Here is a 14478-nt window from a genome sequence, read left to right as displayed (position 1 = left end):
CTCTTGTTAGCTCTAGCTCTTTAAATTTTTTACGATGGATTTCACTCGAAAAGGAGCTGTAAATGATTTGGTCATCATAAACGCAATTGGACGAGTTTTTTTCGTAAAAAAACAAACAAGATATGTAGAAATAAAGAAAGCACTTATGGTGGCTATCGCAGCCCCAATACCAGCATACAGAGGGATAAGCACAAAGTTCAGTGCAATATTAATAATTGCTCCACCACCTTGACTGTATAATGAGAACTTCAAATAGTTTTCATTAATCAGCCATTTACTCAGTCCCTGCCTCATAAACGCAAAAATACCGGCCCATATATGAATAGACAGTATTGCTGCCGAAGCACTGTATTCCTCTCCAAAGGCAATATTAATAAATGGCTCACTGATAAAGGTCACCACTGCTGCGAGTGAAAAAGCCAGCAAAAATAAAATATCAAAGACTGCCTGTAGACGACGATAGTACCTGACTGAATCTTTTTCACGGAGCTTAATGAGGGCCGGAAAAACTGAGGTTACCACTGCTATTGGAATGAAATACCATATCTCAGACATACGGGCAGCTACTGCATAAACCCCTACTGCTGCCTCGTCGATGATAAAGCGAAGCATCACCTGGTCCACTTTCATATATATTGCTGCAGCCATACTTGAAAAAATAAGCGGAAGCGAACGTGCAAGAAGAGGCTTCACCAAAGACTTCCGGAACCGCCAATTTAATAATGACATATCGTTTTTCCGCAGAAAAATTATTTTGCCAAAGCTCATCATAGCGACTTCTCCAGCATAGACAATCACAAAATAAATCAATTCGGCCTGCAGCAGCACTAATACGATCTTTAACACAGCAGCTGTCATAACGACCATGCTTTCTGACAGCGCTACGTATTTGGATTTAACAATTGATTCATAATACAGCTTAACGTTTTCAAATGGTTTAAACAAAAGAGAAAGCGAAAACACTACTGTAAACCAGATCAATAGTGGATCTGTTTCATAAAAAACAGAAAAAACAACTAACGCCAGACTGCAGATAAGCGCAGCTATAAATTTTAAAACAAAGCTGGTACCAAGCATCTCATTTTGCTGTTCAGGATTTCGTACCAAATCCCTTACTAACACCCCTACCATTCCAAGAGCAGTGATAGGACCTAAAATGTTAACGACTGCTAATAGATAATTAATTACTCCAAACTGGTCAGGCCCTAAAAAACGGGCCACCATAATAACGACGAAAAAATTCGCCGCCATCCGGAAAAACCTTTCAAACATAATCCATCCGGCGTTAAAAAACATATTTTTAAAACGCGTTAAACTACCAGGCAATGTTATACACTCATTTCTACTTTATGTTATAGAAAAAATTTAAAAGGATTTCACTACAAACCAGCCGTTGGTTTGGTCTTTTCTATTATAAAAAAACCTTTCATTGTCTTCGTACCTGACAACCGTTCCCCCGGCCGCTTCTACAATGGCCTGCCCGGCGCCGGTGTCCCACTCCATCGTTGGAGCGTAGCGTGGATAAAAATCGGCCTTCCCCTCTGCGATAAAACAGAATTTCAGCGAGCTGCCGGCAGATACTACATCTACATCGCTGTACGTATCCTTCAATTCGTTAATAAATGCTTCCGTTTCCGCCGACATGTGGGAGCGGCTTGCAATAACGTGTACTTTGTTTTCAGGCTCAGATGCCGAAAGCTTTTCGCCCTTCTGCTTCAGCAGCTCTTCGCTGAGCGGAAGCTTATCGGTTACCCCGGTGACTTTGTAGGCGCCAAAGAACTGACTGCCGATATAGAGCACGTCCTGGGCCGGTACGTAAATGACCCCCATAACCGGGTACTTGCCCTCAATTTTTGCAATATTAACCGTAAATTCATCGTTCTTTTTCACGAATTCCTTTGTCCCGTCCAATGGATCCACAAGCCAAAAGGATTCCCAGTCTTTACGTTTCTCGTATTCTACAGTGTTTCCTTCTTCACTAATAACCGGCGTTTCCGGATCTGCTTCGTGAAGTCCTTTCGCGATTACATTATGTGCACGCTTGTCTGCTTCTGTCAGCGGAGAATCGTCTTCTTTATGTTCGACGGTAAAATCCCGCTTGTATACATCCATAATTTCCTGCCCTGCTTCTACTGCAATTGAAATAATTGCGCTTGTAATTATAGTTGGCATGTGTAAGCCCCTTTTCATATTAATAGAATCAGTTTTTAACAAAAACTCATCTTCCGAGAGGGTCACCTAATGATTGTGTACAGTTGCAACGAGCCGATCGATTTTCTCTGTCCAGCCGTTCTGGGCTGCCAGCTGTTTCCGCTGCTCTATGAGCTCAGGATTCTTGGACTGTTCGAGCATAGCCCCGACCTGCTCAAAAAATGCTTCATATGATTGAGCATGGCTATAAATGCCCCGCTCCTGATGCCGCTCAGTTGTAGGTACTCCGTGTCCTACCGTTCCCAGCCCGGCGGCCAAATATTCAAACAGCTTTAATGGACTCACTGCTTTGTTGTAGTCAATGTCTTTATACGGCATTAGTCCTACGTCCATGTAATGCAGATAATCCGGAATGGCCTCCGACGGCTTCTCGCCTAAAAAGTATACATTTTTTAATGCACGCAGTTCTTCAAGGTCTTTAGCCCGTTCATCACTGATGGGTCCGATCATTACTATACTTGCAGATGAAAAACATTCTGCGGTTTCCCGTACCAGCTTTAAGTCAATTTTTTTCTTAATGCCTCCCGAAAATACCAGCCTTGGCTCTGGAACAGCCGCTGCTTCTTCCACAGAACGTCCCGGCCCGCTGTATCCTTCAAGCCCTACACCGTTTTCAATCACTTCCACCGGCTTTCCGGCAAGCGCTGAAAGATGGGCGCCGAGCGTCTCGGACGTGGCAAATAAGTGCTCACTCCGCTGGGCAATCCTCTGCTCGGCTAAGCGAATCAGTTTCAAATAAGCATTTTTTTTCCACGGGGATGCCCCTTCGTCGGCAGACCAGTTCGAGCTCCCCCACAGATCACTGCAGTCATATACTATTTTATCCCGGGCCGGGTCTGCGATCTTCCAAAACGCCGGATATGTATACCAAACGCAGTTGTTGGTTTCTGCAGCAAAAAAGCGCTGCATCAGCTTTCGAATCGGCAGGATGCCGGCCTGGCCTATCATTCCTTTATATTCCGGCAGCTCTAATTGAATAATGCCATTATCAAGCTTCCGGATGATGATATTGCGGTGAAAATTTAATGCTTTTTTCCAGGTTGTCTGATACGGGGCAATCCAGTAAACCTGGTTTGTTTCAGGAAGGCTTGCCAGACGCTCAGCAATGCGGTGCCTGCGGTACTTAATTGCCGCGTAGTCCCAGCGCTCCTGGCCGATAACAAAATAATTATTCTTTTTGCCGTTCACCATCTTCAGCACCTGCTTTATTAGTTTTAGTTGTTCCGTTTTTATGTATGTGTTACTCGCTCTATTGTACACTTCTTCCATTTAAGTGAAAAGATGAATTCCCCTGCAGCAGCCTTCTCAGGCAGCGCCTTGCGTATATAAGAAAAGAGCCGCCCATATGGACAGCTCTTTGCTATTAATTTTTGCTGAAGTAAGAGTTCGTACCTTGGTAAATTCCTTCAGCTAGTTTTTCTCTGTAGGAGCTTTGCTTCAGGTATGAAGCTTCTGTGGAATTATCGATGAAACCAAGCTCCACTAAAACAGATGGTACTTTTGTTTCGCGGATAACGTGGAAGTTGCCTTGTTTTACTCCACGGCTTCTTCCGGAGGTTTCCCGGATGATGCCTGATTGAATTTCTTCTGCGAGCTCTTTACTTTCAGCCCCTTCGTATTTACTGTACCAGTACGTTTCAATCCCGTGCCCGCCACCGGCGTTTGTGTGGATACTGATGAAAGCATCCGCACCTGCGTTATTTGCGATCGAAGAACGCTGGGAGAGCGACAGGTACTTGTCACTTTCACGCGTCATCACCACGTTTGCTCCGGCTGCACGTAATTTACTTGCCAGGTATTTAGATGTTTCGAGGTTAATATCTTTTTCTTTCAATCCATTTCCCTGGGCGCCAGGATCATGGTCGCCGTGTCCAGCGTCTACCACAATCGTTTTGCCGGCTACAGCAGATTCAGATGGATACGTTTCCTCTACGTTTAGTGCCGCACGCAGAGCTTTCATTGTATTTGGACCGGCTACACCATCAACGGCAAGATTTTTAGAGCGCTGAAAATCTTTTACAGCCTGATCCGTTGCGGAATCGAACTGGTTGGATGGATTGCTTACACTCATGAAACCAAGAGCTTTAAGATCAAGCTTTAACTGAATGACGCCATCATGAGTTGTACCTACCTTCATGATCGAAATCGATCCGTAGTTTCCTGGATCGCCTACGCCGCTTTCTTGATTGCCGCTCCCTTTAGTGCTGAGAACTTCGCTGATTTTCGCGAGGGTCTTTGGACCAGCTACACCGTCTACATACAAACCATGGTCACGTTGGAATTCTTTAACCGCGGCTTCCGTTTGAGGACCAAAGCGCTCGTTCGGATTCGCGATATCCAGATAGCCGAGTGTATAAAGGTCTTCTTTCATCGCTTTTGCTGCCGGACTCGTTACACCGTCTTTCAACAGCGTATCAGATCCGTTTTCAGGTTCACTGTTACTGCTGTCGTCTTCTGCTGGCGGGGTCTTCAGCACTTCTTTGAGCTTCGACAGCGTGTTTGGTCCCGCGACGCCGTCCACCACCAGGCCGTGATCGCGCTGGAAATCCTTCACCGCGGCTTCCGTCTGCGGGCCAAAGCGTTCATTTGGCTCGGAGATGTCCAGATACCCCAGGGTATAAAGGTCAGTTTTCAGTAATTGGGCAGCTTTGCTGCTCACACCGTTTTTCAGAAGGGTACTGCTGCTGTCACTGCTGTTGTCAGCCTTGTTGTCTTCCTCTGAAGCTGCCTTCAGCACCTCGCTTATTTTCGAGAGGGTATTTGGACCAGCCACACCGTCCACCACCAGCCCGTGGTCGCGCTGGAAGGCTTTGACGGCGGCTTCTGTCTGCGGACCGAAGCGTTCGTTCGGATCGGCGATATCAAGATACCCAAGGGTATACAGGTCCGCTTTCATCGCTTTCGCTGCCGGGCTCGTCACGCCGTCCTTGAGGAGCGTGCTGCTGTTGCTGCTGCCTGCGCTGTCGCCCTCACTTTTGCTGTCGTCTGATGAAGCTTTGAGGACTTCAGCGATTTTCGCAAGCGTTTTTGGACCAGCCACACCGTCCACCACCAGCCCGTGGTCCCGCTGGAAGGCTTTAACAGCGGCTTCCGTCTGCGGGCCGAAGCGCTCATTCGGGTCAGCGATGTCGAGATACCCGAGCGTATACAGGTCCGCTTTCATCGCTTTCGCTGCCGGGCTCGTCACGCCGTCCTTGAGGAGCGTGCTGCTGTTGCTGCCTGCGCTGTCGTCTTCACTTTTGCTGTCGTCTGATGAAGCTTTGAGGACTTCAGCGATTTTCGCAAGCGTTTTTGGACCAGCCACACCGTCCACCACCAGCCCGTGGTCCCGCTGGAAGGCTTTGACGGCGGCTTCTGTCTGCGGGCCGAAGCGCTCATTCGGATTCGCGATGTCGAGATACCCGAGCGTATACAGGTCCGCTTTCATCGCTTTCGCCGCCGGGCTCGTCACACCATCTTTCAAGACGCTACTGTTTGTATTGCTTCCTCCAGAAGATTTGCTATGTATGATTTCGTTTATCTTGGAGAACGTATTTGGTCCAGCGACTCCGTCTACAGTCAGCGAGTGGTCTTTTTGGAAATTTTCCACCGCTCGTTCTGTTTGCCTACCGAAGTATTTAGTCGGGTTCGCTATATTCAAATAACCAAGTTCATACAGATCCTCTTTCAGTTCCTGTGCTTGCGAACTGTTGTCTCCGTATTTAACGATATTGGAAGCTGCATTGGCTGGAGTTGACGTAGACAATACAAACGAAATAGCGAGCAAAACGCCAGCTAAGACAAATATGAAGTTTTTAGACATCTTGATTACTTCCTCACTCCTCTTTTTATAACTTGATTTCGTGCATGTATTTATTCTAGTTAGGACTTAAGAATCAATCAATAGGTAATTATTATGCAAAAAATGTATCGTGATTATATACCCCCTCATAAAAAAACCAATATAGTCTGTTTTTATCGTTATTTTTTAATTTTATTCTTATACACTAAATTTCATTTTCGTCTTGTTATAATTAGTTCTAAAGAATTACTTTTTCTTATCGTATCTACATTTTAAATTATGTAAATCTTTTGAACTATGCTTTTGTATGTAATTTTTTTTAGTTAGGACGATAATATACATGTACTATTTAATTAGGAGGCTGAGTATGTTTTCATCTAAAAAAATTATATTTTTCAGTTCGTTTATCGTTTCTGTTTCTTTAGGTAGTTTCGCCACCGCTGACACGGCTCAGGCCAAGGAAGAAAATAACCACAATGAATTGTACATGACGCAGGGTACAGAAGCTTCTGAAGTAAAAGAACTCGAAGAAGCCTTGATTGTTTTAGGCTATCCTCTTCAAGAAGCAGACACTTTATTTGATAGCGATACGTCTATACATATCTCAGATTACCAGGAGCGAAACAGCTTTGAAGTAACTGGGGAAGTTGATCAGGAATTGCTTGATAATATTCTGGATGATGTGAAAAGCAAAGAAGAAAGTGAAGCCTCCACTAACACGGACTCAGAAGAAGACGTGCCAGACGACTCCTCCACTGACCAACCCAGCCCGGAAGATACTTCTGAAGAGGAAAACAGCGAATTAAAGGATGATATAGATGAAGCTTCTGCTGAGAACTCATCAGGAGAAGAAAAAGCTCAAGAATTAGAGGAAGAACCGGCAGTGGAACATTCCGAAGAAGATTCACAACAAACGGAAATTAAAAACCAGGCTGGCCCTGATAATGCAGAGGAAGAAACCGTCCAAAAAAAGCAGGCCTCTGAAGCTACAGTACAAGAGAACACCTCCGCCTCTGAGGATGAGCCTTCTGACAACGGAAGTGAAGATACAGAGAAGCAGGAAGAAGTGGAACCACAAAAAGAAAGAACCTTTGTGTTAGCGGCTAGAACCTTTTCTTCAGCAACTATCATGAAAGAAACCAGCAGCACGATTTTAAAGGATGGCGTAACGAGCCCGGCAGCGAAGGCGATGAAAGAAAACCTGTATACGCTCGGGTACCTCGACATTGCTGACCCGAACGAGCGCTTCGGCCCACAGACGGAAGCGGCTGTTAAGGCCTTCCAGCGCGACCACGGATTGGTCGTAGACGGCGTCGCCGGACCCAACACCCTGGCGAAGCTGAACGAAGTGCTGAAGAAAAACAACAGCTCCAACGAAAAGGACGAAAAGCCTGTCAGCACCGATACAATCCTGAAGGACGGCGTGGCCAGCCCCGCAGCCAAGGCGATGAAACAGAACCTGTACACCCTGGGCTACCTGGACATTGCTGACCCGAATGAACGCTTCGGCCCACAGACGGAAGCGGCTGTTAAGGCCTTCCAGCGCGACCACGGATTGGTCGTAGACGGCGTCGCCGGACCGAACACCCTGGCAAAACTGAACGAAGTGCTGAAGAAAAACAACAGCTCCAACGAAAAGAACGAAAAGCCAATCAGTACCGATACGGTTCTGAAGGACGGCGTCACCAGCTCGGCGGCGAAAGCGATGAAAGCGGACCTGTATACGCTCGGGTATCTCGACATTGCTGACCCGAATGAACGCTTCGGCCCGCAGACGGAAGCGGCTGTTAAGGCCTTCCAGCGGGACCATGGGCTGGTGGTGGACGGTGTTGCCGGACCAAACACCCTGGCGAAGCTGAACGAAGTACTGAAAAATTCAACAAAGGACGAAGACACCGAGGACGAGGCTTTGGACAGTGACAGCACCCTTCTAAAAGACGGCGTCCGCAGCAAAGCGGCCAAAGCCATGAAAGCCGACTTATATACGCTCGGGTACCTGGACATCTCCGAACCAACCACGCACTTTGGCCCAATCACCGAAGCCGCCGTGAAGGATTTCCAGCGCGACCACGGGCTGGTCGTGGACGGCATCGCCGGGCCGAAGACCCTGGCAAAAATCAGCGAGGTGTTGAACAACCCGCCGACGGATAAAGATACCGAGGACGAGGAGTTAGACAGTGACAGCACCCTTCTGAAAGACGGCGTTCGCAGCGAAGCAGCCAAAGCCATGAAAGCCGATCTGTATACGCTTGGTTATCTCGACATCGCCGAACCAACCACGCACTTCGGCCCAATCACCGAAGCCGCGGTAAAGGACTTCCAGCGCGACCACGGGCTGGTCGCGGACGGCATCGCCGGACCGAAGACCCTGGCAAAAATCAGCGAGGTGTTGAACAACTCGCCGAAGGATGAAGATACCGAGGACGAAGAGTTGGACAGTGACAGCACCCTTCTGAAAGACGGTGTCCGCAGCGAAGCGGCTAAAGCCATGAAAGCCGACTTGTATACGCTTGGTTACCTCGACATCGCCGAACCAACCACGCACTTCGGCCCAATCACCGAAGCCGCGGTAAAGGACTTCCAGCGCGACCACGGGCTGGTCGTGGACGGCATCGCCGGACCGAAGACCCTCGCAAAAATCAGCGAGGTGTTGAACAACCCGCCGACGGATAAAGATACCGAGGACGAATCGGCTGTAGAAATGCCTGCCCCTTTCACTGAGGAAATTAAGCAGGGCGATGAAGGCGAAGCAGTTCTTCTCGTAAAACAATACCTAAAAGCTGCAGGCTTCAATGCAGGATCGGGCTCTGTTTTTGACAACTCCGCTGTTGAGCAGTTAAAAGCCTTTCAGCAGGCAAGAAGCCTTACCGTTACTGGCGTAGCAGACGCTCCGACTCTGCGGGCCCTGCTGGAGGAAAGAGAAACAACGTACGTTTTCACCGGTAAAGACCGCTTCGGGCACGGAGTTGGAATGACCCAGTGGGGAGCTTACGGTATGGCCCAAAACGGCCAGAGCTATAAAGAGATATTAAATCATTATTATACCGGGATTAATGTAGGGACGTCCGAACAGTATAAATCCCAAAATATTCGCGTTCTGTTTGAAGAACAGATCAATAACGCTGTTTTCAGCAGCTCCAGCACTTACAGCATCAAGGATACGAACGGAACAACGCTTATGAGCAGCCTTACCGGTGAAACTACTGTAAAATACGCGAATACTGCAGAAGGCGGACAGTATACCATTACGAACAACGGCAAGTCCGTAACCTCTTCCGCAGAAGTTATTGCTTCCGGTAACGGCACCTTTTCGTACCAGGGTAATTTGTACAAAGGGGAGCTTCACTTCCCTAAGTCCAACGTTAAAGTTAATGGAAATACGTACCGAAGCGAATGGGTAATGGACGTCGTCAATCACGTCAATATCGACACTTATCTTGAAGGAGTCGTTCCTTATGAGATGATTGTCGGCTGGCAGGAGCCGGAAGCTTTTAAAGCCCAGGCTGTTGCTTCGAGAAGCTACGCTTTAACGAAGCTGTCCTCTGTCAGAAACTTCGACGTTTATGACGACACTCGCTCCCAGGTGTATCACGGAGTACCAACCGGGAGCCGGAACGACGCTATGGTGCTGAACGCTATCCAGACAACAAGCGGACAGACCATTAACTACGGCGGACGATTGGCGGAAGCGATCTATTCAGCTTCTGCCAGCGGCCACACCGTTGATGCCGGCGACGTTTGGGGCAATTCTGCTCCATATTTAATAGGTGTTCCGGATCCTTACGACGCTTCGAGATACGCGCAGAACACCTGGACATATTCCATTTCCAATCAGGAGCTTTCCGACTTGAGCAGCTTTAAAGCTTATAACAAAGGCAAGGTTCTCGATGTCGACTTTGAAACGAAGAATGAACGGCTCCAGACGGTAATCGTTCACTTTGAACAGGGCGACGAGGAAATGTCCGCCGATCAGTTTCGTTCCAAGGTTGGAAGTAACGTGATGACTTCCAATATCATGAGCATCAATACTATCAATTAAGCAACGAAAAAAGACACCTCCTTTTCCCTGTTTCAGGGGCAGGAGGTGTCTTTTCATTCGGGTTCGTTCTGCGCTTCTCTGCGTCGCACGATAAATATCGTAATTAAAATAATAGCTAAGTTAAATACTGCCCCGAGTAAGCTGTAGATCGCAATACCTGTAACAGCTGTATAATAATTCGCAGCAACGAGCATGGCAGCAATGCGAAAAACGAGCAGCAGCAGCTCATAATTAAACAGGATCTTTTGGATTTTCAGCACCTGTATGGTTCCAATGGCGGGCCGATTGATGAACCCAAAATAAAGCCATACCATTAGCCAGGACGAATACACACCGGCCTCTCTCCACTCTTCGCCCAGAATGAAGCTGAACGCCCACGGGGCGAATATAATTAGCAGAATCGCCGGGATTAATGCTCCGGCGGCTAAATACAGGGTGGATTTTATTAAGAGCGGCCCTAAGTTTTTTCCTTTATTGTACATGTCTGAAGCGTTCTGAAAATACACCTGGTTGAATGACTCTGAAATTAAGTTGGTCGGCATTTTCACTAGTTTCAGTGCAAGGGAATAGAAGCCCACCACGCTTGTTCCGAAGAAAACGCCAAGAAGAAAAGGAGCCATGTTCTGTGAAAAAGCATTTACCAGGGCCTGCGTCGAGCTGAACATTGGAAAGTCTTTAAATTTTACGATAATCGGGCGGAACAGGCGTGTATTGACTTTTTTAAACACGCGGTAGTTCTGGCCTTTGAGTGTATCGTACATAAGCGTGGACGTTGCAAGAAACTGTCCGAGCACCTGGCCGCCGACAAGCCCCCCTGCACCGAAACGAAGGAAACCGCCGGAGAGCTGTCCCCCTACGACCCCAATCGCCCTGGATACTCTTGAAGCAGCGATTTTTTTATAGCGTTTGTTGCGTGTCGACCAGAATTCAAAGGACTTATAAAGCCCCATCAGCATGGCGTTCACAGGCACCAGCCACAGCCACGGCGCCAGTCCCGGCGTATTCAGCCAACCGGCAATATTCTCCCGCAAGAGCCATACAATAATAAATAGAAAAATAGTAATACATGCTGTGATCAGCAGAGAAAGCGCAAAAACATTTGCACTTTCTTCTTCGTCTTCTGCAAGTACAATAGCCATTTCATACCTCAAGGTCATTATTGCCGTCAATACTACGACAATGGAAGTGAACAGAGCCAATATGCCAAATTCTGTCGGAGTATACAGTCTTGTCAGCACAGGAGTCACAGCCACTGTGATTATTTGAGCCAGCACTGTCCCCGACATTAGGACGCTCATATTGCGAATAAATTTATTAGAAATCAGACGTTTCCATTTTGATGAATTATTTTCGTGCCCCATGTCCCGTCCTTTCTCCAGTCCGCCAATTGAGGAAGTATATTTCCGTCAAAGAAGCCTTCTATTAAGAATTTAAGCTGTTTTGAAGCATTGCTGCCTGCAGAACGATAAGTATTTCTTTGGCACTCAATGTTTCCAGTAATTCCTCTTCGTCCATTTTTTTATTAAAAAGGGGCGCCAGCAACTGGCTCGCGTTTAATTGTTGAAGCTCTTCGGTTACGTAAACTTTATGGTCCTTCACCAGCTGGTCAAAATCCGCCCAGGAATCCTGGTTCACTTTGCTTTTCGACACGAGCTCCACCAGCGATCTTTTAGTACGGATCGCCGCCATGATTGGGAAATTGACCTTTGCTGAAAAATAGGGAAGCTGGCCTTTGGTGTGGGAAACATACCACGACTTTTTTAAATGCTTCCTAAACGCCCGGTGAAAGAGCTGGCGGTTAATTTTATACTCCTGAGGGGCTGCTGCCGCTATTTTCATCACTTCGTTTTGTAAAAAAGGCTCGTAATTGTTAAATACGCGCCGGTGCACGAAAAAGTTAGACATGCTTTCGTTCATCGAAGCAGGCCAGAGCTCACTCCATTCTACCGCGCTCGCAGGCCGAAAGGAGGCTATATAATCCTTATGCTTCTTTCTTCGTTTCACTACGGCTTCATAAACATTTTTACCAATAAACGAAGGACTTTGGTTTTCTAAAAAAAAGTCAGAGGAGCTGTTGTTTTTATCCAGCGTATCAAGTCTGTACTTTAAGCCCCAGAACTTATATTTATGTACATTTTTCACCCGGCTGCCTTTTAAATAAGCATCTGCCCCGAGACCGCCTATTACAGCCCCGTATTGGTCCAGTCCAAGAAAACGGCTCATGCCATATGCATGGGCATGATACGCCGGAGAGCTGGAGCCCTGGGCCAGGGAAACCGGAAGCCACTGATCCAGGTAGTATGATTTAGCCCTTAAGCCTAATTTCGTATCTATTTTGTAAACAGAAGCAGTTTTTTTAGCAATGGTCAGTTCTCTGTTTATATCGTCTAAAAACAAATGCCCTACCCTCTTTACGCTTCGGGGCATAGCGTCCAGTACTATCCGGGAATCCTCGCCCCCGCTTACAAACACCGCGGCGCTTGCACACCCCTCTGTTATTTGCGATAACGACTGCGTAAAGCTTTTCTCCAATCTCGAAGCCAGTTCATCCAGGTTCTGTCTGTTTTCTTCTTTCGGAAGCCAGTAGCAGCGGTTTTTCTTTATTTCATGCTCAGCGGGCTCCACCGTATAGTGGGAAGCTGGATGTGCCTGAAAGACTCCCTGATACATCGTGTGTGGATAAGTGATCGTCTTATTTACTATCAGATCAGCGAACGAAACGTAATCGATGTCCCCGGAACAGTGTGATGCTTTGGCAACAGCGTCCACATGAGTTCCCAGAACTACTTCTTCTGTGTCGCCTTCAGCTGAATAATACACAGGAATGAAGCCCATTAAATCAGTTACTGCATGAATTTTATTCTCATTTTTATCGATAAGACAAAAGAAAAAAGGCCCGTCGATGTATTCATCAAATTTTTCGTTCTTTTTATTCCATTCATTAATAATTTTCTGCACACGATTCGTATTAAAGCTTTTATTTTCCGTTTTAATTAAAGGGCCGCCTGTGAGTATTGCTATGTAATCATCTGTTTCGATCCATTCACTGCTTTTATAGTGATTCTCAAAAAAAGCGATGGATCCCCACGGCCCTTCTGCGGCAACTGCGGACTTTCGTTTTTCCGGGTCAAATATTTTCAATAGTTGTTGAAGCTCCCGGCTTTTGTTCTTTTTTGAACTATAAATGAAGTCAGACAACCCTATCCCTCCAGTGCCACATCGAAATAACTACTGTTTTCACTAACATTCTTCTAAGCAGACTACAACTTATCCTATCACATATTCTTCCCTGTTTAGATGAGCGTATACTAATGAGACTAACGGCTCTGCATAAAAAACACAGCCCGGCGGACTGCGTTTTTAAAGATGCATCGTATTACCTTTTAAGTATTTCCCGGTAAATACTATCAATTTTTTCTGCCTGAGCATCGACGGCGAACTTGTCGTGCACTTTCTTTATATTACTTTTTCCCATTCGTTCCCGCAGGGCCTGGTTTTCTATCAGCTCCTGCATCCGGGACGCCAGTCCATCTATGTCTCCCGGTTCAACCACAAAGCCATTCACCCCTTCATCAATCATTTCGGGAATACCGCCGACTCTGGTGGAAATAACGGCTGAGCCATAATTCATTGCTTCTAAAATCGCCATTGGAAAGCCTTCATTGTATGACGGGAGTACCATGAGGTCAGCATTTTTTAAGTACATTGCTCTTTCTTCTTCCCCTACCCAGCCAAGCACATGAATGTACTCCTCCAGGTCTTTCTGTTTGACCAGGGCTGCTACCTTTTCCACTTCGCCGTCTCCCGCAAGGTATACCTGGAAGCGGCAATGCGTTTCTGCTAGCCGGCCGCTTGCCTCCAGTAAATCATATACGCCTTTTCGATCTCCAAGACGTCCCATAAACAAAATGTTTACCTCGGGCCCTCTTTTATCATACTGGTAGCCTTTCAGGCTTATTCCATTTTCCACTACGGCAATTTTTTCTGCAGGCATAATCGCCTGGAAAAAATTTCTCCAGTAGTCGGATAGAACTATTACTCGTTCGTTTAAGCCAAGTACATACCGGACAAACTTTTTTTGTACAGGATGCATCGTATTATAAAAGCTTTCAAATCTTGACCCATGAATATGAAGTACTGTCGGGATCCCTTTGCTCTTTAAATAAAAAATGAATAAAGCCTTGCGGTAAAAACTCCCTGCCACCGAAGCGTGCAGATGAACAATGTCTGGCCGGTCTTGCTTCACTTCTTTTATCAGCAGAGCAAAGGCGCGGAGAAACATCTTCACCCGCACAGCCTTGGACTCATTGATGTATGACGGAATCATTTTAAGGTCATGTTTTTCCACCAGCGAAGAAGTGAACAAGTTTTTAAGAACGGATACAATTCCGCCTTTATCTTGTAAATGTGAGCCGATAATAACTACTTTTGGCAACCAAAATCCCCT

8 protein-coding genes are annotated in these 14478 nt (G+C 46.6%); 1 reads left to right on the top strand and 7 read right to left on the bottom strand.

Annotated features, from left to right (window positions below; translation table 11 throughout):
* Window positions 1-12 precede the first annotated feature (12 nt).
* The 4 genes from B5066_RS04570 to B5066_RS04555 form a co-directional block, all read right to left on the bottom strand.
* Entirely contained in the window at window positions 13-1326 is a 1314-nt protein-coding gene (locus tag B5066_RS04570; protein WP_079474765.1) for a flippase, read from the bottom strand.
* A gap of 39 nt (window positions 1327-1365) precedes the next feature.
* A complete protein-coding gene (cysQ, locus tag B5066_RS04565) occupies window positions 1366-2172 on the bottom strand; it encodes a 3'(2'),5'-bisphosphate nucleotidase CysQ (protein WP_079474764.1) in 807 nt (268 codons plus the stop codon).
* A 66-nt stretch (window positions 2173-2238) separates the two neighbouring features.
* The gene (locus B5066_RS04560) at window positions 2239-3402 is read right to left on the bottom strand and encodes a glycosyltransferase (RefSeq protein ID WP_079474763.1); all 1164 of its coding nucleotides are present in this window, start codon (window positions 3400-3402) and stop codon (window positions 2239-2241) included.
* A gap of 172 nt (window positions 3403-3574) precedes the next feature.
* Complete coding sequence (locus tag B5066_RS04555) at window positions 3575-6013, bottom strand: N-acetylmuramoyl-L-alanine amidase (protein ID WP_079474762.1); 2439 nt, start codon at window positions 6011-6013, stop codon at window positions 3575-3577.
* A gap of 346 nt (window positions 6014-6359) precedes the next feature.
* Between B5066_RS04555 and B5066_RS04550 the strand changes: the two genes are divergently transcribed.
* On the top strand, window positions 6360-10031 hold the full coding sequence (locus tag B5066_RS04550) for a peptidoglycan-binding protein (RefSeq protein ID WP_179124027.1): 3672 nt from the start codon (window positions 6360-6362) through the stop codon (window positions 10029-10031).
* A 53-nt stretch (window positions 10032-10084) separates the two neighbouring features.
* Here the strand turns inward: B5066_RS04550 and B5066_RS04545 are convergent, their stop codons facing one another.
* The 3 genes from B5066_RS04545 to B5066_RS04535 form a co-directional block, all read right to left on the bottom strand.
* Window positions 10085-11329 (bottom strand): lipopolysaccharide biosynthesis protein, encoded by a 1245-nt coding sequence (locus B5066_RS04545; protein WP_280522700.1) that lies wholly within the window; start codon window positions 11327-11329, stop codon window positions 10085-10087.
* 124 nt (window positions 11330-11453) lie between these two features.
* Window positions 11454-13229 carry an asparagine synthetase B family protein gene (locus tag B5066_RS04540; protein WP_079474759.1) on the bottom strand — a complete coding sequence of 592 codons (1776 nt, stop codon included), beginning with the start codon at window positions 13227-13229 and terminating at the stop codon, window positions 11454-11456.
* Window positions 13230-13407: 178 nt separating this feature from the next.
* Window positions 13408-14466 (bottom strand): glycosyltransferase family 4 protein, encoded by a 1059-nt coding sequence (locus B5066_RS04535; RefSeq protein WP_079474758.1) that lies wholly within the window; start codon window positions 14464-14466, stop codon window positions 13408-13410.
* Window positions 14467-14478: the final 12 nt, after the last annotated feature.

Origin of the sequence: Marinococcus halophilus (assembly GCF_900166605.1) — a bacterium.
Lineage (GTDB): Bacteria > Bacillota > Bacilli > Bacillales > Marinococcaceae > Marinococcus > Marinococcus halophilus.
Note: the sequence above shows the minus strand (reverse complement) of the source record. Positions and strands in the feature narration are given on the sequence as shown.

Excerpts from the sequence above, each read along its gene's own strand:
- cysQ (WP_079474764.1), bottom strand. The coding sequence starts at position 2,172 with ATGCCAACTATAATTACAAGCGCAATTATTTCAATTGCAGTAGAAGCA.
- B5066_RS04560 (WP_079474763.1), bottom strand. The coding sequence starts at position 3,402 with ATGGTGAACGGCAAAAAGAATAATTATTTTGTTATCGGCCAGGAGCGC.
- B5066_RS04555 (WP_079474762.1), bottom strand. The coding sequence starts at position 6,013 with ATGTCTAAAAACTTCATATTTGTCTTAGCTGGCGTTTTGCTCGCTATT.
- B5066_RS04550 (WP_179124027.1), top strand. The coding sequence starts at position 6,360 with ATGTTTTCATCTAAAAAAATTATATTTTTCAGTTCGTTTATCGTTTCT.
- B5066_RS04545 (WP_280522700.1), bottom strand. The coding sequence starts at position 11,329 with ATGAGCGTCCTAATGTCGGGGACAGTGCTGGCTCAAATAATCACAGTG.